The organism is Anoxybacillus sp. FSL W8-0104, from assembly GCF_038004465.1.
Classification (GTDB): domain Bacteria; phylum Bacillota; class Bacilli; order Bacillales; family Anoxybacillaceae; genus Anoxybacillus; species Anoxybacillus flavithermus_G.
The window spans coordinates 524,578-544,648 of the sequence record NZ_JBBOQU010000001.1; the positions used below are offsets into that span (position 1 = coordinate 524,578).

Below are 20,071 nucleotides of genomic sequence, written 5' to 3' on the forward strand. Positions count from 1 at the left end.
ATGACTTGTGCAACAACGACTGGCAAACCTTTATGGGACGCTGTTTCCTTCGATTTTTCGTAACCAAATGTGAGCGGATTTCCACAAAGAAGCCTTCAAATAGCGACTAATTTGTAAGTAACTGCGTTCGCTATTCGTGTTCAACTGAGCTAAAACATTCAGACAGTACACTATCATGGCTACGTACACTTGATTATGTACAGCTTGTTCACTGTGACCAAAAAACTTTTTAATGTTCAGATGTTGTTTCATCCATTTGAAAAAAAGTTCGATTGCCCAACGTGATTGGTAGATTTCTGCAATTTCATCTGCGTCAATGTCAAACCGATTTGTCAGTAAATGAAGCTTATTTCCTTTTGTATCTTGCAATTTGAGTAAGCGAAACACGTTTTCAGAACGATTTTGTGGTGTTCCAATGACAACCATTTCATCAGAGAATACGGGTGAATCTTCTGGTAACGAAAAGGATTCTAACACTCGGACAACAGCGTTTTTACGCAAACGGGTCACAAAGAAATAGCCATCTTCCGTCATTTGATCAAAGCGCCTATAATCCAAGTAACCACGATCAAACACGTACATGCATTCTTTGTCATCCACGAATACTTCTAGTTGACCACGATCATGTTCGTTGGCATTCGTGAGTACGGCTTTATCTGGATAGGAGAGTCCTTTTTCCATAAAAACAAGTCGTAAGTGAAGCTTTACTCCTGATTTTGTCTTTCGAAACTCTGCCCACTTATGATTGGTCAAATTAAGCGGTAATGTACTCGAATCAATGATTTTCAAAGGCGTTGTCACTTTTCTTCTTGTTTGGAAATTGGTTTTCCGATGAATTTGTGCCACTAAATCGAGAAAAATCGTTTGAAAGAACTCAGTTGGGATGGTATTGATTCGTCTCCCTAACTGTGAAAAACTAATCGATTCCAATCCCGTTGCTCGTTGTAATTCTTCTAAAAAGACAGCGTCACTCAACGCCCGTAAACTCTCGGTTTCATGGAGTTGGGCATACAAAAGCAGTTTCATAAATGAAGCCATATAAAGTTTCTTGGTATAGTGATTTAATTGATGTGTTTTCACTAGGTCGTCAAATAATGGACGATTAATCGGTGAAAACCATTGTTCAAATGATGTTTTTCGTGTAAACTTATCCATGGTTTTGTCCTTTGTATTGGATTTGGATGGTTTACTACCACCCAACCATTATAAAGGATTTTTTTGTGTTTGGATTATATTTCAGAAAATTCGGTTTATTTAAAGGTGTTAAATTATTTTAATGCGACACTAGTGAAACGCGTTTTATAAATAAAGGGGTGACAACTTTATCCACTTCGTTTATAATAATCTCTAATTATATAGAAATGTACCATATTTTTTATCTTATATAACTGTAGATGAGCAAATTTACTAACATAAATTTACAACCAAACAAAAAAGAAGACATGAACCCGATTCCTTGGTTAGAATAGATGTGCCAACAAACCATTCACAAGGAGGTTCATGTCTCATGAATAGATTAGCACATCACCAAGGAATCCACAAGTTTTTGACGATGTTGGGGTTGGCCCTTTATTTCTCGAAACCTGTCATGAAGCATCTCGTTCATATCGTGGATGCGATGATTACAAAGGGCTTTTCGGGAACGCTGACCGATCTACATCATGGGAGTTTTCATCCGAACCATCGCACGACACTGAGCCATTTTTTCACGAAAAGCCCATGGGAGGAAGAGACGCTGCTTCGCAAACTCCAACAGTGGGTGCTTCATCGTGTCGAACGCAGCTCGAAACGAGAGAATCAACCCATTTTTGTTTCGATCGATGATACGATTTGCCAAAAAACGAAGCCCTCGTCACGGGCAACACACGCCATTCAAGGGTGTGATTGGCACTATTCTCACGCAGAGAAAAAGTCGATCTGGGGACATTCTCTCGTTTGGCTCATGGTTCATACGATGACCCAAGCGTTTCCTTTTGCCTTTCGCCTCTACGACAAGACGGTGGGGAAAAGCAAAGGGGAACTCGCGATCGAGATGCTTTCTTCGTTGGATGTGAGTCGACCCGTTTATGTGCTCATGGACTCTTGGTATCCATCGAAAACCCTCGTGGGAGCCTGCTTAAAAAAAGGGTTCCACGTCATCGCGATGCTGAAGACGAATCGGATTCTCTATCCAAAAGGGACGGCCATTCAAGCAAAAGAATTTGCCAAATCTATGGAGCCACGGGATACCCGCCTCGTCACGGTGGGAAAAGAGCGTTATCGGGTGTATCGCTACGAAGGCGCTCTGAACGGTCTCAAGGATGCCGTGGTGCTGCTCGCATGGAAAGCCGATCAGCCGATGACGCCGAAACATCTTCATTGCGTCTTGAGCACCGATCGCGAGCTAAGCGATGAAGAGATCTTGCGCTACTATGCTGCACGTTGGTCGATCGAATGTTTTTTCCGTCAAGCGAAAGACCAGCTGAAACTCGATGGATACCGCGTTCGCGGGCGTCGGGCGGTGAAACGGTATTGGATCTTGGTGCAACTTGCGTATGTGTACAGCATGTTCGAGTCTAACAGTGATTTTTCGGATGGGCTCGATCTCCTGCGCAAGAGAAAAGGACATAGCCTCGTGGAGTTCATTTATCGTGCAGCAAAACAAAATATTCCCATTGATACCGTGAAAAAACAGCTCCACGTGGCATAAGGGGTACCCTGTTTGTCTCTTTTTAAATGGTAATTATTGTAACGAAAATTGCTCAACTACAGTTATATAAAGAAAGGATGAGATGTATGAGTAACGAAAGATTAGACGAGCTGAGAGCAAAGGTTGATGAGTTGAATTTACAGCTGTTAAAGTTAATTAATGAACGCGGACGTGTTGTTCAAGAAATTGGGAAAATTAAAGATGCTCAAGGGACGTACTTTTATGACCCTGTTCGTGAAAGAAAAATGTTAGATTTAATTCTAGAACATAACGACGGACCGTTTGATACGGCGACGTTGAAACATATTTTTAAAGAAATTTTTAAAGCAGGGCTCGATTTGCAAGAAGATGATCATAAAAAGGCATTGCTTGTATCAAGAAAGAAAAAGCCGGAGGATACGATTGTCGATGTAAAAGGGGAAAAAATCGGCGATGGTAATCAATATTTCGTTATGGGGCCATGTGCGGTTGAAAGCTATGAACAAGTAGCAGAAGTCGCACAAGCAATTAAACGCCACGGCTTAAAATTGTTGCGCGGCGGCGCTTACAAACCGCGTACGTCACCGTATGACTTCCAAGGACTTGGTGTAGAAGGATTGAAAATTTTAAAGCGTGTAGCAGATGAATTTGATTTAGCAGTCATTAGTGAAATTGTAACGCCAGCAGATATTGAAACAGCGCTCGATTATATTGACGTTATTCAAATCGGAGCGCGCAATATGCAAAACTTTGAGTTGTTAAAAGCCGCGGGTCAAGTGAATAAACCGGTATTATTAAAACGGGGATTAGCTGCAACGATCGAAGAGTTTATTCATGCAGCGGAGTACATTATGTCGCAAGGAAATGGGCAAATCATTTTATGCGAGCGTGGCATCCGCACATATGAAAAGGCGACGCGCAACACGCTTGATATTTCAGCCGTACCGATTTTGAAAAAAGAAACGCATTTGCCTGTTTTTGTCGATGTAACGCATTCAACAGGACGTCGTGACTTACTTTTACCTTGCGCGAAAGCTGCGCTTGCCATCGGGGCAGACGGGGTCATGGCGGAAGTACATCCAGATCCTGCGGTTGCGTTATCTGATTCCGCACAACAAATGGATATTAATCAATTCAATGAGTTTATGGAAGAATTAAAATCATTCCAAAAACAATTTGTCAAAGCATAAGAAAAGCTGGTGATTGTCACCAGCTTTTCTTATGAATTTATTTGTGAAAACGTTGCACTTAGGCAATCATTTATCGTATGATAATTTTACATAAAATTGCGATGTACGACAGTTTTCGATATATAGAGTGTAAAAAAGGAGTGTATGTGATGAATGTAACAATTTATGATGTAGCAAGAGAAGCAAACGTGTCGATGGCAACCGTTTCACGTGTTGTGAATGGGAACCCAAATGTAAAGCCTTCGACGCGCAAAAAAGTGTTGGAAGTGATTGAACGGCTGGGTTATCGTCCGAATGCGGTAGCGCGCGGATTAGCAAGTAAAAAAACGACAACAGTTGGCGTCATTATTCCGGATATTTCGAGCATCTTTTTTGCAGAAATGGCACGCGGAATTGAAGACATTGCAACAATGTACAAGTATAACATCATTTTAAGTAACTCGGATCAAAATAAGGAAAAAGAATTGCATTTATTAAACACGATGCTCGCTAAACAAGTTGATGGTATTTTATTTATGGGTGGCGACGTAACGGAAGAACATGTCGAGCAGTTTAAAAAGTCAGATGTACCGATCGTATTAGCTGCCACAATTGAAAAAAATAATATTATTCCGTCCGTCAACATTGACTACGAGCAAGCAGCGTATGATGCGGTACATATGTTAATTGAAAAAGGACATAAACGCATTGCTTATGTAACAGGCCCTTTAAATGATCCAATTAACGGATTAAAAAAATTAGCTGGTTATCGTCGTGCGTTAGAAGAAGCGAATATCGCTTATGATGATGAACTTGTTGTTGAAGGGGATTACACATATGACTCTGGCATCGAAGCGTATGACAAGTTAGCCGAACTTGCAGAGCGACCAACAGCGATCTTTGTTGGAACAGATGAAATGGCTCTCGGGGTCATTCATGGTGCGCAAGATCGCGGCGTACGCATTCCTGATGAGTTAGAAGTTGTCGGTTTTGATAATACGCGTTTAGCCACCATGGTTCGTCCAAAGCTGACGACAGTTGTGCAACCGATGTACGATATTGGTGCGGTGGCGATGCGTTTATTAACGAAATATATGAATAAAGAACATGTCGACAATCACATCGTTGTGTTGCCGCATCGCATTGAATATCGCGATTCGACAAAATAGGCGGCGCAGCTAACTGTGCGTACGAACATAGAAAAGGGTGTTCGCTACTTTCGGAACACCCTTGTTATTTTGTTATAAGTTTAACCGTTGTTTATTGCTTCGGATTGGGTGGAGCGCTTTCATGACCGTTTGGGCATTTTTTTCTGTAATTTCTGCTTTTCTCGGAATGGGTGAATATAAGTTTTCTGGATCATCCCATTCGAGTGGTAAAGAAACAGGAGCATGAGGTTGCCATCGAGCGACCCATTCTTCCGGTAAACGTCCAGAAATATCGGATTGTTCTGTCATTTCGAGCCATAATAACGCCCATGCACGTGGAACAACGCGCCAAATGTCATATCCTCCTCCTCCGACCGCAATCCAACGGCCGTTGCAATATTGATGCGCGATTTGATGCGCGATTTTTGGAATTTCGCGATAAATACGCATCGTTGTACACAAATGTGTTAATGGATCATAATAATGTGCGTCCACTCCATTTTGAGTCAAGATGACGTCCGGACGGAAAAAGTCAGCAATTTCGATCAGCGCTTCTGTATATGCTGCTAACCACGACTCATCTTCTGTAAACGCATCAACGGGAATGTTGAAAGAGTAGCCATATCCTTTTCCTTGTCCTCGTTCATTCACATTTCCTGTTCCTGGAAATAAATAGCGTCCTGTTTCATGAATCGAAAATGTACAAACATTTGGATCGTCATAAAACGTCCATTGCACCCCATCTCCATGATGCGCATCTGTATCGACATATAAAACGCGGACACCGTATTTTTCTTGCATATATTTAATGGCGACAGAGCTATCATTGTAGATGCAAAAACCTGATGCTTTGCCACGAAATCCATGATGGAGCCCTCCCCCCAAACTGAGCGCATGCTCAGCCTTGCCGGAAAGTACGTAATCAACTGCTGTTAATGTTCCGCCAACAAGAAGAGCGCTCGCTTCATGCATATTTGGAAAAATGGGTGTATCTTCTGTACCTAATCCATAATTGAGGGCAACTTCTTCTGGCAGTTGTCCTCTTCCTGCTTTTTTTACTGCTTCAATGTAATCGGTATCATGAACAAGTGCTAACTCTTCGTCTGTTGCTAGACGTGGTGCTACAATTTGTGAATCATGAAGTGCACCGAGCGTTTGCAACAGGTCATACGTCAGTTTGACACGTAATTGATTAAATGGATGGCGATCATGGAATTTATACGTTTGAAACGCATCGGAATAAACGAATACGCTGTTTTTACTCATGATGAAACCCCCGGCAAGTTCGGCCATAAAACGTCGTATCCTTGTGCCTTTAAATCATGAATAATCGCCATCGGGTTCATCGTTTGAATACGAAAAACAAGTACTTTATACATTTCATTTTGATCAGGATAGATGAGAACACTTGAAATATTGATGTTACGTTTTTGGAAAACAGAAGCGACTTCGCTTAACATTCCTGCCCGATTCGGCACTTTAATTTCGATTTGCGATCCAGGTTGGTGAGCCCCTGTCAGTTGCACAAGTGTGTACAACAAATCGCTTTCTGTAATGATGCCGACAAGTTTATTTTCTTTGACAATGGGCATGCAGCTAATGCGGTGTTCGTAAAACAAAGCCGCGACCTCTTCGACAAAATCAAGTGGATGTCCTGTAATGACGTTTGTTTTCATAATGGTGCTTAACGGTTTTTGCAAATCTTCGAGATGTTCATTTGCATGGAAAATCGATGGACTTGCATCGCGCAAATCGCGATCCGTAACGATACCAACAACACGATATTCATCATCAACAATCGGTAAATGTCGAATATTTTTTTGCTTAACAATATTTAGTGCGTCAGCGATTGTGTTTGACGGCTTTAGTGCAATGACATCCGTTTTCATCATTTGTTCGACAATCATTTCCCCATCCCCTTTGTTTTTAAGGTATTGTCAAAAGTTTTAAAGACATACCCTAAGTTTTTATTGATTTTATGCGGTTTTCGACAAAAAAAGCTTGCCACCCCTGCTGTTTTTGGTACGATTGAGGTAACCACACACCCAATCCAAACAAAGGAGTGACAAGCTTGTTACCTCAATTATTAATCAAATGTCTTCAAATAATCAAGACCCAATATCAAATCATTATTTATTTACTAGGTGTACTTTTTGGAAAGTCCCTCACAGACTGGGATGACGAAGAACCGGTGAATCAATCGTATCAGAAACTCCAAGTCGATGAACTGCCTGTCATCGAAACGCTTCCGCGTTTAGACTATCGTCATCTTCTTGTCGAATACGAACAACAACACGGAAAACCGTTGAAGCCGATCAAGAGGCACGCGAACACGAAAACCACGGTGCCTGATGCATTGACGTGTCCACAGTGCCAAGCGCCATCTAATTATGTGTACGCCAACAACGGGGGTAAAGGGCAGTATCAATGCAAAGTGTGTCGTTGCCGTTTCAACCATCGTAGCCGTTTTGCCAAACAAGTGATTTTTCGGTGCCCACATTGTTTAAAGGCACTCGAGAAAATCAAAGAGCGCAACGATTATTACATCCACAAATGTAAGAATGATGATTGCTCGTTTTACCAAGCAAACTTGCGACAGATGACACCTCAGGAAAAAGAACAGTTTCAACATGCGCCGTATGCCTTTAAAGTTCGATACATTTTCCGTGAGTTTCTCTTTGATTTTCAGCCGTTGGCACCGTCGTCACCGATACAGTCGAAGGTGGATTTGTCGCGTCTTTCCGTGTCTTCGCATACACTCGGACTCATCTTGACGTATCACGTCAACTATGGGCTCTCCGCGCGGAAAACAGCGAGGATCATGAAAGACATTCATGGGTTGTCGATTTCTCATCAGACCGTCATCAACTATGCCAACAGTGTTGCGCTGATCGTCAAACCTTTCATCGATCACTTTCCTTACGAACTGTCTGGTTCTTTTTGCGGCGACGAGACGTATATCCGCGTCAAAGGGTGCTGGCATTACTTGTTTTTTATGTTTGATGCCGTGAAAAAGGTCGTGCTGTCTTACCGGGTCTCTCCACATCGGGATACACTCTCTGCCATCCGTGCGATCGATGATGTTCTCAAGAAACTGCCGTCCATTCCTGAAGATTTGTCTTTTGTCGTCGATGGCAACCCGATCTACTTGTTGGCGCAGCACTTTTTCGCCCAACAAGGGATTTCTTTCGATGTCCGTCAAGTCATCGGGCTGACAAACGAGGATCCTGTGTCCGAGGAATATCGACCACTTAAACAGATCATTGAACGATTCAACCGAACGTTTAAAGGCAACTACCGACCGACTCATGGGTTTGGCGCAGAAGAAGGCTCGGTTTCCTTTGTCACACTCTTTGTGGCGTATTTCAACTTCTTGCGTCCGCATAGCGCGTTAGAAAAACGGGTACCGGTCGTCATCCCAGCATTAGAGAGCCTTCCGCATATGCCGGCACGTTGGGCAAGGCTCATTGTCATGGCTCAAGAGATGTTGACCCAACAAGCTGCATCCTAAGGACGGATTCGGCGGAGCGTACCCTTGACCATCCGAACCTCGCCAAAGGTAAAATCAGGATAGGGCAAGGGCTGCTTTCCTATGCCCTTCTTTTCTGCCCTTGCCCTTACTGACCGTTTTTCTCCTTTGGCGAGTGTTGGTCAAGGGCGAATCCAATTCCACTATCCTCTTTATTTTCCTTCAACAGGTAGACCATGATGACTTTTCATAGATTTTTTGACGCTACCGTTTTTAATACATGAAGCGGTTCATAAAGCGTAATTGGTCAAATTTTTGAATAGATTGCTGATCGACGCGTTTTCCGATTCGAGCCATTAAACAATTAGCTGGATGTGAACAAATTTCTGGATCGTCCGTTGCGTACCAGACGAGTCCACCTGCGTTCATCATTTTCTCCATTACTTTTCGATATTCCCATACGTTTAAACCCGTTCGTTTTAAATCCCAATGCCAATAGTATTCTGTTGTAATAATGATGTAATCTTCCATCGCATCATCCATCATGGCAACTTTCAACAAATTTTTTCCGACACCGTAGCCTCGAAAGTCTGGGATAACTTCAATTGCACCAAGTTCGATTAAATTTTCCATCTTCCCTTGCGACCATCTTTCTAGCGGGTCGGGATATAAAAAGGTCACGTAGCCAACGATCGTATGACCGTGGCGAGCAATAATAATTCGTCCTTCTGGAAGGCCAGCAATTTCAATGAGCGCTTGATGTTGTTGATGCGGCTGACGAAATGCTGTTAAATCGTGATGAAATTCATAACTAGCTAGTTTTTCGGGAGAAATCGGCCCCTCAATAATTAACGTTCCTTTCGGTGTTTTTAACTGTTTTGCGTTATATGTTTTTTTATGCTCCATTGCCCCACCGCCTACTGAAATGATCTCATTTCAATTATACATAAAAAAATAAAAATTAAATCGTTTTCATAATAAACATAAATGAAAATTTTTTTAAAATTGAGAAATCATTTATAGTATAATATAATACGAGTGTAAAGACTTCAAACAAGGGGGAGTTTGGGATGATTAAAGTGGAAGCGCTACCAGTCATTCAAGGGGATTTTAACTTGAAAAACTATGAAGAAACGTATCAAACGTTTGACTGGTCTGAAGCAGAAAAACATTTTTCATGGTATGAAACCGGGAAAGTAAACATGGCGTACGAAGCGATCGATCGCCATGCGGAAACGTTTCGAAAAAACAAAGTAGCTCTTTATTATCGTGATGCGACAAGAGAAGAAAAGTATACGTTTAAAGAAATGAAAGAGTTTTCAAATAAAGTAGCTAACGTATTAAAAGAAGTAGCTGATGTTGAAAAAGGCGACCGTGTCTTTATTTTTATGCCTCGTTCACCAGAATTATATTTCTCTGTGCTTGGTGCAATTAAACTTGGTGCAATTGTTGGGCCGCTTTTTGAAGCGTTCATGGAAGGGGCTGTGCGTGACCGTTTAGAAGATAGCGAAGCGAAGGTCATTATTACGACGCCTGAACTGTTACCGCGTGTACCGGTAAATGAGTTGCCGGCATTAAAATACGTATTTTTAGTCGGAGATGACGTGAAAGAAGAAGGCCCATTTTTTGATTTGAAAAAACGGATGAATGCCGCAAGCAAACATTTCGATATTGAGTGGGTCGGACGTGAGGACGGTCTCATTTTACATTATACATCTGGTTCAACCGGAAAACCAAAAGGTGTATTGCACGTGCATAATGCCATGATCCAACATTATCAAACAGCAAAATGGGTGTTAGACTTAAAAGAGGACGATGTATATTGGTGCACAGCTGACCCAGGTTGGGTAACGGGAACATCATATGGTATTTTCGGTCCGTGGCTTTGCGGAGCATCAAACGTCATTGTAGGGGGGCGATTTAACCCAGAAGCGTGGTACAAAACGATTGAAGACTATGGTGTGACAGTATGGTATAGTGCACCGACAGCATTCCGCATGTTAATGGGTGCTGGGGACGAGCTTGTGAAAAAATATGATTTGCGTTCACTTCGCCATATTTTAAGTGTCGGTGAACCGCTCAATCCAGAAGTCGTGCGCTGGGGAATGAAAGTATTTAATCGTCGCATTCACGATACATGGTGGATGACAGAAACAGGAGCACAACTCATTTGCAACTATCCGTGTATGGAAATTAAACCAGGATCAATGGGGAAACCGATTCCAGGAGTCAAAGCAGCGATCGTTGACGATCAAGGAAATGAATTGCCACCGTATCGTATGGGCAATTTGGCGATTAAAAAAGGTTGGCCATCAATGATGCGCGCCATTTGGAACAATCCGCAAAAATACGAATCGTATTTCTTGCCTGGTGATTGGTATGTGTCTGGTGATTCTGCGTATATGGATGAGGACGGATATTTTTGGTTCCAGGGACGAATTGATGACGTCATTATGACAGCAGGAGAGCGTGTCGGTCCGTTTGAAGTAGAAAGCAAGCTCGTTGAACATCCAGCTGTTGCAGAAGCAGGTGTCATCGGAAAACCGGATCCAGTGCGCGGTGAAATTATTAAAGCGTTTGTAGCTTTACGCGAGGGGTACGAGCCGTCAGAAGAGTTAAAAGAAGATATTCGTAACTTTGTGAAAAAAGGCTTAGCAGCACATGCCGCACCGCGTGAAATCGAGTTTCGTGACAAACTTCCAAAAACGAGAAGTGGAAAAATTATGCGTCGCGTCTTAAAAGCTTGGGAGCTAAACTTACCGACAGGTGACTTATCAACAATGGAAGATTAAAAAAATCGGGCTCGGCCCGATTTTTTTAATTAGTTGATGGTTGCTCTTCGGTCGGTATGTCTATCGGTTGCTCTTCGGTCGGTATGTCTATCGGTTGTTCATCGGTTGATTGCTCAGGTGGTGTAGCAGGCAGCATGCGAACGATATTTGACGGATTTGATTCCAATCCAGCGATGTCGACAGCAGTAACATAATATATTCCTTGTTTTAACGGTATGCTTTTTTGTTCTCCTCTACGTATTGTTGCGATGACTTGAAACGGTGCTGTTTCTGATGCTGTGTAATATACGCGATAACCAATGACGTCTTGTTCGTGATGTTCGCCCCAGACGAGCGTTGCTCCTTTTTGTTGCACTGCAAGCGGATCTGGTTTTTTACCGTTTTCTTGAAGTGTTTTTGCTACAAATACATGTTTCCACTTGTCGTTTCGAGGAAGCAGTTGGCTCATATCTTTTATATGTTGAATTCCCCATTGTTCAAGCAACGAAGTGTCAATCATGACCCCTTCTTTTGTAAATTCTTTTGGTGTTGTCGGCAAGGCAACGTATCGTTCCCCGTTTAGTTCAACGAAAGTACCGTTGATTAAGTACCGATCTTCTTGTTTTGGCACAAATGCGGTATTAAACAAGTCAGTTTCTATCAGTCCAAATCGTTTACACGTCTCTGATGGAAGTAACCCAGAAATAGCACAATACGAACGTTTAACAATTCCGCCAGGCATGCGGAATCGCTCTTTTGGCGCAATGAGTTCTGGGCGAATATCATATGCCCCATTCATTAACTGTGCCCATAACAATAAGTTTCTTTGCGAATATGATAACCCTTTATAATTTTTTTCGAGCGATTTCGGTGTATCGTATCCCATCCAAATGCCAAACGTGACATTTGGATTTGTTGCTACAAACCATGCATCTTTCGTATTTTGACCCGTTCCTGTTTTTCCCGCCCAATCGGCCGAAAATTTCAGCTTGCCATTTAAAAAGGCGGCCGTGCCGGAGCGAATGACGTCGCGCATCATATCAATCGTTAAATAGGCCGTTTGTGGCGAAAATACTTCTACCGGCTTTGTTTCATGCTCGTATACGACATTTCCGTTTTTATCGACAATTTTTTCGATTAAGTACGCATCGATAAACGTTCCGCCATTAGCAAATGTTGCGTATGCGTTTACGTTCTCTTCAATCGTTACCCCTTTTGTCAATCCGCCAAGCGCAAGCGCTAAGTTGCTTCCATCTCCCGTTGTTAAACTCGTGAAGCCCATTTTTTCTAAATAGGAAATGGGGCGTTGCTCGATGATGCGCGCATACGTCCGAATAGCAGGAATGTTATACGACTTTTTCAACGCATGACGTACGGATGTTAAGCCATGCGTTTTTCCATCCGCGTTTTTCGGTCGGTACGGACCTTGTTTCGTTGGGATTTCCAACGCGACATCTGGAATAACGGACCCCGGCTGAACGATCCCCATTTCCATTGCTGGTGCATAAACAAGAAGCGGCTTCATCGTTGATCCGTTTGAGCGATATGCTTGTGTAGCGTGATTTAGCTGCTCGCGTTTATAATCTCTTCCTCCAACAAAGCTAATGATGCGACCTGTTTTGTTTTCGATGAGCATAGCCCCCACTTCTACCGGCTGACGAACGGAAATGATTTGTCCTGTTTTTTCGTCCTTTTTGCGCACGACTGTATCGCTTCCAAAGTAAGGATATTTTTCTACGATTGCTTGCATGCGCTCATATATATCTTTGTCGATCGTTGTGTAAATCGTGTAACCGTTTTGTCGTAATTGTTTTTCAGCCTTTTCCGCATATTCCATATATAGTTGATCGTTCAAACGCACATCTTGCCGTTCATAGCCATCTTTTTTAGCTAGTAAATCAACGAAAATGTCTTTTGCACGACGCTCAATTTCAAACGTTAACCACGGGTATTTCTCTATTGGAGAAGGTAAGGAAGAAACAAAATCTTTCGTAATGTCGTATGCAATCGCTTCCTCATACTGCTCTTTTGAAATATACCCTGCTTTTTTCATGCGCGATAATACAGTTTTCATCCGATTTAACGCTGGGGATAAATCGTTTTTCAACTCCCCTTTGCTTGTAAACGGCGTATAGCGAAACGGACTTTGTGGCAATCCTGCTAAAAATGCAGCTTGCGGCAATGTTAATTCTTTTGCATCAACACCGAAAACGCCTTTTGCGGCAGCTTGAACGCCAGCAATATTTCGTCCGGATGCGTTTCGTCCAAACGTTACAACGTTAATGTAGGCTTCTAAAATTTCATCTTTCGTAAAAAATTTCTCAAGGCGTAAAGCAAGTAACACTTCTTTTGCTTTGCGCTCAAATGACACTTCGCTCGTTAAAATTTGATTTTTTACAAGTTGCTGTGTTAATGTACTTCCTCCACTACGTGTAGAGGAATTTGTTGCTTCTTGAAAAATGGCACGTATAATAGCTTTTGGTACAACCCCTTTATGTTCATAAAAATGTTCATCTTCCGTCGCAATGACGGCTTGAATGAAATAAGGGGAAACTTGCGAAAGTTTGACTTCATCGCGTTCTAGGTCTGAACGAAAATAGCCGAGATATTCGCGATTGGCGAAGTAAATATGTGTTGTTTCTTCATAGTTATAAATATCTTTTTTCATTTCTTTGTATGGAATCGGTTTGGCATCTTTCACGAGCGAGGCGAAATATCCTGCCCCGACACCGAAAGCAAAGCTGAACGCACATAAACTTACGATGAATATAATTAAACATACGTTCCAGACGACTTCGTATGTGATCGTAAAATGACGCCATAGTTTTTGCCATGAGAATCGCACTTGTTTTTCTGACATAGTGACCTCCCATCTGTATTATATTTTCATTATTATATCATAATTTGTCTTTTCATATCGGTAAATGTCTAAATTTGTTTGAAGATCTTGACAACAGTTGGCGTTTTATGATAAAAGAGGATATACTGACATGTAAATAATCGAGCGATGAGCGGAACGAGTAGTGCTTATCTCCCTGCGAACAGAGAGCTAGTGGTTGGTGCGAACTAGCGCATAGATGAGCATGAATTACCTCCGGGAGCATCTTTTGCGAACGGCGTGTGCCAAGTAGCAAAAGACGGTGTCGACCGTTATGGCAATGAAGTGAGAGAACATAGGCGTTCTCTAAGTAGGGTGGTACCGCGACATAAACTCGTCCCTTCATGTGAAGGACGAGTTTTTTTGTTTGAATCTAAAACAGAAAGGATGGTTGAGATGGATTTGCTTCAAGACTTACAATTTCGTGGTTTAATTAATCAGATGACAGATGAAGATGGATTGAAAGCGTTGTTGGCAGAAGAAAGCGTAAAAGTATATTGTGGTTTTGATCCGACGGCGGATAGTTTGCACATCGGTCACTTGCTTCCGATCTTAATGTTGCGTCGTTTTCAACAAGCAGGGCATCAACCGATTGCGCTCGTCGGTGGGGCAACAGGACTCATTGGAGACCCAAGCGGAAAGAAAACAGAGCGAAAATTAAATGAAAAAGAGACAGTCGCTTATTACAGTGAGCGAATTAAACAACAGCTAAGCCGTTTTTTAGATTTTGAGAAAGTCGACAATCCAGCCATTATTGCAAATAACTATGAATGGATTGGTTCGCTTGATGTCATTACATTTTTGCGCGATGTTGGGAAAAACTTTGGGATTAACTACATGCTCGCAAAAGAATCAGTCCAATCGCGATTAGAAGCAGGGATTTCATTTACAGAATTTAGTTATATGATTTTACAAGCGTACGATTTCCTCAAACTATATGAAATGTATGGATGTAAGTTGCAAGTAGGTGGCAGTGACCAATGGGGAAACATTACAGCAGGATTAGAGCTCATTCGGAAAACAGAAGAAGATGCGAAAGTGTTTGGATTAACCGTTCCGCTCGTAACGAAAGCAGATGGAACAAAATTTGGAAAAACAGAAGGTGGGGCAGTATGGCTTGATGCTGATAAAACGTCGCCATATGAGTTCTATCAATTTTGGATTAACACTGATGATCGTGATGTTGTGAAATATTTAAAATACTTTACGTTTTTATCCCATGAAGAAATTATCGAATTGGAAAGACAAACGGCTGAAGCACCGGAAAAACGTGCAGCGCAAAAAGCGTTAGCTGCTGAGATGACACGCCTTGTTCATGGGGAAGAAGCGTTGCAGCAGGCGATCAACATTTCTGAAGCGCTCTTTAGCGGAGATGTAGCCAAACTAACAGCGGATGAAATTGAACAAGGGTTTAAAGATGTACCATCGTATGTATGCGAAGAACAGGAGATAGCGCTTGTTGATTTACTTGTAGCAAGCGGTATTTGCCCATCGAAGCGTCAAGCTCGTGAGGATGTTACAAATGGGGCCATTTATGTCAATGGTGAACGTGTGCAAGATGTGAATAAAGTCATGACAGACGCAAATCGTATTGAAGGTCGCTTTACAATTATTCGGCGCGGTAAGAAAAAATATTATTTAATTCGTTACGCATAAAAAAGTCCTCTCTGCTTTGGCAGAGAGGATTTTTTTATTAACGAGAGTAGAACTCAACGATTAATGCTTCGTTAATTTCAGCAGGTAATTCAGAACGCTCTGGTAAGCGAGTGTAAGTACCTTCTAATTTGTCTGCGTCAAGTGTCAAATAGTCAGGTACGAAGTTGTTCACTTCAAGCGCTTCTTTAATAATTTGAAGGTTGCGAGACTTTTCGCGAACAGAAATTGTTTGACCTGGTTTCACGCGATAAGATGGGATATCCACACGGTTGCCGTCAACTAAAATGTGACCATGGTTTACTAATTGGCGAGCTTGACGGCGAGTGCGCGCAAAACCTAAACGGTAAACAAGGTTGTCTAAACGGGACTCAAGTAAAATCATGAAGTTTTCACCGTGCTTACCAGCCATTTTTCCTGCTTCTTCGAACGTTTTACGGAATTGACGTTCATTGACACCGTACATATGGCGAAGCTTTTGCTTCTCTTGAAGTTGCATGCCATATTCAGATAATTTTTTACGTTGTCCTGGACCATGTTGACCTGGTGGGTAAGGACGTTTTTGCAATTCTTTACCAGTGCCGCTTAATGAAATGCCAAGGCGGCGAGAAATTTTCCATGTTGGACCTGTATAACGAGCCATAAATGCTCCTCCTTTGTTTTTATTTTTGGTAAAATAAAAACAGTCGTGCCTCACCATTTATCGCCATTTTGTTTTCATGTATCCTCGCCCTAGCAGCTGAGAGTTACACGATACAGCCTCCAATTAGAGACGCACGTCTCTAAGGGGAACAAAATGGACATACAAATGTGAGCACAAAGGCTGCAATATTTTACACAAAGGCTATTATAGTTTTTTTTTGCGTCTGAGTCAATCATTTTTGTATGGTCTTTGTAATAAGGATTATGGTATGATATAGTTAATAGGTCTTAAGCTTTAGGGATATTACAGAAACTCTCATTTTTTTATTTATATGTTTTTTACACATAAAGAGAGGAAGTATGTGCGGGTGAGTGAAAAAAATGAACGTTCAAGAGCGCGATCAATACGCAATATTTAAACAAAAGTTTTTTGATTGGTTTTTAAGTGAAGAAGATTTTACCGATTTACCTCGCATCATTCAAGCGCTCATCACCTTATTGCAAAAAGAGTTTCATTTGTTAGATGTCACCTTTTACGTACTTAACCCGTTTAAACATGCTTTTGAGCCTGAAGTGACGACAGACTGTACGATCGAACAGCAACGAGAACAATATACGATTCCATTTGATGATCAGTTAAAAAAGCAGTTCGACGATATTGTTATCATTGATGACGAAAGTGAAGTCAAGACGATTCAATTTGGCGTAGTTTTTTCAGAAGATTCGTGCGGACTCGTTCGTTTCAAAATTCATGAGCGGGATATGATGACAAAACATTTTATTAAACAAGTGAAGCACGACTTTTTAAAAGTGTTTGCTCGTATTCGTAAAGTGTCTGAAGTATTAAGTGAAGAAAAGCGATATGAACAGTTGCATCGAGCAGCAACAAAAATTCATGCTTCTATGAATATCGGGGATGTGCTTGAAGAAATTGTAAAAACATTAAAAGAAGTATATCCAACATTTACGTGCCATTTGTTTTTATCGTATGATAGCACGACGAACCGCGATTTGCCGATTAAATTGCTCACATTTGAAAATGAAGATGAGCATATGGGAGCAATGCAGGCGTACGTGACGGGGCAAATTCAGTTCCACAATTCGCTTGTCCATAAAAAGTCTGTCATTTATGCTCCGATTAAAGGAGCACAAGGGATTTATGGCGTCATTGAAATGATTGCCCCGACAATTATGGAGTTGTCTGAACGGGAAATGCGGTTTATTTCTTTGTTGGCGAATACGGCTGGTAGCGCATTAGAAAACGCGAAATTATACGAACAATCGAAACGATTAATTGCTGATTTACAACTCATTAATGAAACGATTCACCATTTAAATACGAATTTACGTTTCCAAGATGCATTACAGTTTATGATTGAAAAAATAAAAACATCATTTGATGCAGAGGAAGTTGGATTTGTTATTTTGCAAGAAAAAGAACGAAAAGTGCTTCCGGGAAGTACGCCTTTTTTCCAATCACGTGAAGCCAAGGCATATGTAGATTTCGTTTTTCATCGTATTCAACATCCACGTGATACGTTATTTTTAGGTGATGTAAAAATTCATAGTGATCATACGAAACGCTTCCGCTCGCTTATGGCTGTGCCGATGATGCGCGGGATGATGAAGGGAGTAGCGATCGTATTGCATCAAGAGGCGTATCATTTTTCGTTTGATATGTTTAAATTGTTGCAGTCGCTTATTCATCACTCGACATTGGCGTTCACAAATGCAGCGTTGCGTGAAGAACTTGAACGGATGGTCATTACCGATCGGTTAACGAATTTATACGCACGTCATTACTTAGATGAACGCATCCAACGTTCGATGGAAGAGGATGGATTAGGTACGTTTATTTTAATAGACATTGATAACTTCAAAAAAGTAAACGACACGTACGGGCATCAAGTAGGTGACGAAATTATTATTCAAGTGGCAAACATTATTAAAGCAAACATTCGCCAAAACGATATTGGTGCTCGATGGGGAGGAGAAGAACTCGCCATTTATTTACCAAAAGTATCTGTTAACGCTGGTTTATCTATTGCGAATCGTCTCGTACAAAAAGTGCGTGAATTAACAAACCCTCCTGTGACGATCTCATGTGGAGTATCGTATTGGAAAAAAAATCGCGCTGACTCGGTCAAGGAGCTATTTAATCGCGCTGATGAAGCGTTATATACAGCGAAACGGACAGGAAAAAACCGCGTCGTTGTTCAAGAATATTAAACAAGAAAGAGGCCCTATTCATCGGCCTCTTTCTTATATGTCAAGGTAGCGAACGAGCGTTTCAACAAAACGTTGTAAATATTGTTCATCTATTTCATCAAAGCGATTTTTGATCGGGCTGTCAATATCGAGCACACCGATAACGTGACCGTCTTTGATCATGGGAACGACAATTTCAGATTGGGACGCTGCGTCGCAGGCGATATGACCTGGGAACGTGTGAACATCGGCAACACGTACTGTGCGCTTTTCAGCAGCGGCCGTTCCACATACCCCTTTGCCGAACGGAATGCGCACGCAAGCCGGTAACCCTTGAAACGGCCCGAGAACGAGTTCGTTTCCTTCGGCTATATAAAAACCGACCCAATTAATATCGTGCAAAAAATAATTCAATAAAGCGGAAGCGTTCGCTAAGTTCGCTACAACATTTTTTTCATCTGAAATTAACGCTTTCAGTTGTTCGATGACAAGTGTATAATTTTCCTCTCTTGTCCCTGTGTATGTTTGCGTATGAAACATGTATTTCACCCCTCTATATCAGCATATGTTCAATTCCTTGGTGAAGGCCAGCGACCGAGTGGGCATCTGAGCCATACACAAGAGGGATGCCGCGTTTGACGGCTTCCTTGACTACCCAATGAGGTGGATATGGCTCTAAACAAAGCGGTTTTACTGCGCCAGCGCCGTTATAATCAAGCTCAAGTTGACGATTTTTCATTTCATCGAGAATGTGTGCGATGATGTTTGTTGCATCGTATTCACACGGATATGCGCGATGAAACTTGCGGACGAGTGTTATATGTCCGATGCGTTTTGGTTTGTGCACCCCTAAATCGGCTACAACAGAAGCTAAAACAGTACGATAATATGCATCGTACACTCGTTCAATGCAACCAAACGATGTAACGATGTCGCCAAACATGTCTTCACTATAATCGATACACATGTATTGATCGTCAACGTGTAAAAAATGAACAGATAAAATGCTGTCATCTAATTGTGGACCAATTTCATTTAAAAACTCCTTCGTTTTTTGTTCATATCCGAGAATGAAATCAACTTCTAATCCGATGCGAATACGAATATGTCTTTCGTACTGTTTTTTTAATGATTGTAAAATGGATACGTACGACGCTAGTTGCTCTTCTTTCATTGCACTATCTTGGTAAGGGGTTGGGTCTATAAATCCTTTTGGAAGCGGTGCGTGCTCGGTGAATGAAATGTCTGTATAGCCGAGCGAAATAGCCTTTTCAATATATTCATGTAGCGCATCTTTGCTTCCGTGGGGACAGAAAGGTGTATGAATATGTCCATCGCGCACATTAGTCACTCCTTTAGGCGCAAACTTCGACAAAAATCACGTTTTTTAGGAAAAAAATTAAAATTTTTGCTCAAAAAATGTTGCTAACATGGTATCATAAAATCATTGAAAAGAAAATGCCTT

General features: G+C 41.6%; 15 protein-coding genes and 1 other annotated feature. Of the genes, 7 read left to right on the forward strand and 8 right to left on the reverse strand.

Annotation, left to right across the window (positions count from 1 at the left end; all coding sequences use genetic code 11):
* Positions 1–30: 30 nt before the first annotated feature.
* Complete coding sequence (locus tag NST18_RS02910) at positions 31–1,155, reverse strand: IS4 family transposase (protein WP_064221133.1); 1,125 nt, start codon at positions 1,153–1,155, stop codon at positions 31–33.
* A 352-nt stretch (positions 1,156–1,507) separates the two neighbouring features.
* Between NST18_RS02910 and NST18_RS02915 the strand changes: the two genes are divergently transcribed.
* From NST18_RS02915 to ccpA, 3 genes are all read left to right on the forward strand, one after another.
* Positions 1,508–2,689, forward strand: a complete 1,182-nt coding sequence (locus NST18_RS02915; RefSeq protein ID WP_088223189.1) for an IS701 family transposase — start codon at positions 1,508–1,510, stop codon at positions 2,687–2,689.
* Between the two features lie 86 nt (positions 2,690–2,775).
* Positions 2,776–3,858: a bifunctional 3-deoxy-7-phosphoheptulonate synthase/chorismate mutase gene (locus NST18_RS02920; RefSeq protein WP_004889001.1), complete on the forward strand. Its 1,083-nt coding sequence runs from the start codon at positions 2,776–2,778 to the stop codon at positions 3,856–3,858.
* A gap of 149 nt (positions 3,859–4,007) precedes the next feature.
* Entirely contained in the window at positions 4,008–5,006 is a 999-nt protein-coding gene (ccpA, locus tag NST18_RS02925; RefSeq protein WP_064214280.1) for a catabolite control protein A, read from the forward strand.
* A 72-nt stretch (positions 5,007–5,078) separates the two neighbouring features.
* On the opposite strand, the gene NST18_RS02930 is transcribed toward ccpA, so the two are convergent.
* Both NST18_RS02930 and NST18_RS02935 read right to left on the reverse strand, forming a co-directional pair.
* Complete coding sequence (locus NST18_RS02930) at positions 5,079–6,251, reverse strand: acetoin utilization protein AcuC (RefSeq protein WP_004889003.1); 1,173 nt, start codon at positions 6,249–6,251, stop codon at positions 5,079–5,081.
* Positions 6,248–6,892 carry an acetoin utilization AcuB family protein gene (locus NST18_RS02935; RefSeq protein WP_004889004.1) on the reverse strand — a complete coding sequence of 215 codons (645 nt, stop codon included), beginning with the start codon at positions 6,890–6,892 and terminating at the stop codon, positions 6,248–6,250. Before NST18_RS02935 ends, NST18_RS02930 begins: the two co-directional genes overlap by 4 nt.
* Positions 6,893–7,056: 164 nt before the next feature.
* On the opposite strand from NST18_RS02935, the gene NST18_RS02940 reads away from it, so the two are divergent.
* Positions 7,057–8,496: a DDE-type integrase/transposase/recombinase gene (locus NST18_RS02940; protein WP_064214575.1), complete on the forward strand. Its 1,440-nt coding sequence runs from the start codon at positions 7,057–7,059 to the stop codon at positions 8,494–8,496.
* Positions 8,497–8,727: 231 nt separating this feature from the next.
* Here NST18_RS02940 and NST18_RS02945 read toward each other — a convergent pair whose 3' ends face one another.
* Positions 8,728–9,360, reverse strand: coding sequence for a GNAT family N-acetyltransferase (locus NST18_RS02945; RefSeq protein ID WP_004889005.1), 633 nt, complete (start codon positions 9,358–9,360; stop codon positions 8,728–8,730).
* Positions 9,361–9,527: 167 nt separating this feature from the next.
* On the opposite strand from NST18_RS02945, the gene acsA reads away from it, so the two are divergent.
* Positions 9,528–11,246 carry an acetate--CoA ligase gene (acsA, locus tag NST18_RS02950; RefSeq protein WP_035019132.1) on the forward strand — a complete coding sequence of 573 codons (1,719 nt, stop codon included), beginning with the start codon at positions 9,528–9,530 and terminating at the stop codon, positions 11,244–11,246.
* A gap of 25 nt (positions 11,247–11,271) precedes the next feature.
* On the opposite strand, the gene NST18_RS02955 is transcribed toward acsA, so the two are convergent.
* Positions 11,272–14,085, reverse strand: coding sequence for a transglycosylase domain-containing protein (locus NST18_RS02955; RefSeq protein WP_004889007.1), 2,814 nt, complete (start codon positions 14,083–14,085; stop codon positions 11,272–11,274).
* A gap of 138 nt (positions 14,086–14,223) precedes the next feature.
* Positions 14,224–14,448 (forward strand) — a binding site (T-box leader).
* 51 nt (positions 14,449–14,499) lie between these two features.
* Here NST18_RS02955 and tyrS point away from each other — a divergent pair.
* On the forward strand, positions 14,500–15,759 hold the full coding sequence (gene tyrS / locus NST18_RS02960; protein ID WP_064214279.1) for a tyrosine--tRNA ligase: 1,260 nt from the start codon (positions 14,500–14,502) through the stop codon (positions 15,757–15,759).
* A 37-nt stretch (positions 15,760–15,796) separates the two neighbouring features.
* Here the strand turns inward: tyrS and rpsD are convergent, their stop codons facing one another.
* A complete protein-coding gene (gene rpsD / locus NST18_RS02965) occupies positions 15,797–16,399 on the reverse strand; it encodes a 30S ribosomal protein S4 (RefSeq protein WP_003398030.1) in 603 nt (200 codons plus the stop codon).
* A 380-nt stretch (positions 16,400–16,779) separates the two neighbouring features.
* Here rpsD and NST18_RS02970 point away from each other — a divergent pair, with 380 nt between their 5' ends.
* Complete coding sequence (locus NST18_RS02970) at positions 16,780–18,627, forward strand: sensor domain-containing diguanylate cyclase (protein WP_340720624.1); 1,848 nt, start codon at positions 16,780–16,782, stop codon at positions 18,625–18,627.
* Positions 18,628–18,660: 33 nt separating this feature from the next.
* Here NST18_RS02970 and NST18_RS02975 read toward each other — a convergent pair whose 3' ends face one another.
* Both NST18_RS02975 and hisJ read right to left on the reverse strand, forming a co-directional pair.
* Positions 18,661–19,146: a GAF domain-containing protein gene (locus NST18_RS02975; RefSeq protein ID WP_064214278.1), complete on the reverse strand. Its 486-nt coding sequence runs from the start codon at positions 19,144–19,146 to the stop codon at positions 18,661–18,663.
* 13 nt (positions 19,147–19,159) lie between these two features.
* The gene (gene hisJ, locus NST18_RS02980) at positions 19,160–19,948 is read right to left on the reverse strand and encodes a histidinol-phosphatase HisJ (RefSeq protein WP_004889012.1); all 789 of its coding nucleotides are present in this window, start codon (positions 19,946–19,948) and stop codon (positions 19,160–19,162) included.
* Positions 19,949–20,071 lie beyond the last annotated feature (123 nt).

Excerpts from the sequence above, each read along its gene's own strand:
- NST18_RS02910 (WP_064221133.1), bottom strand. The coding sequence starts at position 1,155 with ATGGATAAGTTTACACGAAAAACATCATTTGAACAATGGTTTTCACCG.
- NST18_RS02915 (WP_088223189.1), top strand. The coding sequence starts at position 1,508 with ATGAATAGATTAGCACATCACCAAGGAATCCACAAGTTTTTGACGATG.
- NST18_RS02920 (WP_004889001.1), top strand. The coding sequence starts at position 2,776 with ATGAGTAACGAAAGATTAGACGAGCTGAGAGCAAAGGTTGATGAGTTG.
- ccpA (WP_064214280.1), top strand. The coding sequence starts at position 4,008 with ATGAATGTAACAATTTATGATGTAGCAAGAGAAGCAAACGTGTCGATG.
- NST18_RS02930 (WP_004889003.1), bottom strand. The coding sequence starts at position 6,251 with ATGAGTAAAAACAGCGTATTCGTTTATTCCGATGCGTTTCAAACGTAT.
- NST18_RS02935 (WP_004889004.1), bottom strand. The coding sequence starts at position 6,892 with ATGATTGTCGAACAAATGATGAAAACGGATGTCATTGCACTAAAGCCG.
- NST18_RS02945 (WP_004889005.1), bottom strand. The coding sequence starts at position 9,360 with ATGGAGCATAAAAAAACATATAACGCAAAACAGTTAAAAACACCGAAA.
- NST18_RS02955 (WP_004889007.1), bottom strand. The coding sequence starts at position 14,085 with ATGTCAGAAAAACAAGTGCGATTCTCATGGCAAAAACTATGGCGTCAT.
- tyrS (WP_064214279.1), top strand. The coding sequence starts at position 14,500 with ATGGATTTGCTTCAAGACTTACAATTTCGTGGTTTAATTAATCAGATG.
- rpsD (WP_003398030.1), bottom strand. The coding sequence starts at position 16,399 with ATGGCTCGTTATACAGGTCCAACATGGAAAATTTCTCGCCGCCTTGGC.
- NST18_RS02970 (WP_340720624.1), top strand. The coding sequence starts at position 16,780 with ATGAACGTTCAAGAGCGCGATCAATACGCAATATTTAAACAAAAGTTT.
- NST18_RS02975 (WP_064214278.1), bottom strand. The coding sequence starts at position 19,146 with ATGTTTCATACGCAAACATACACAGGGACAAGAGAGGAAAATTATACA.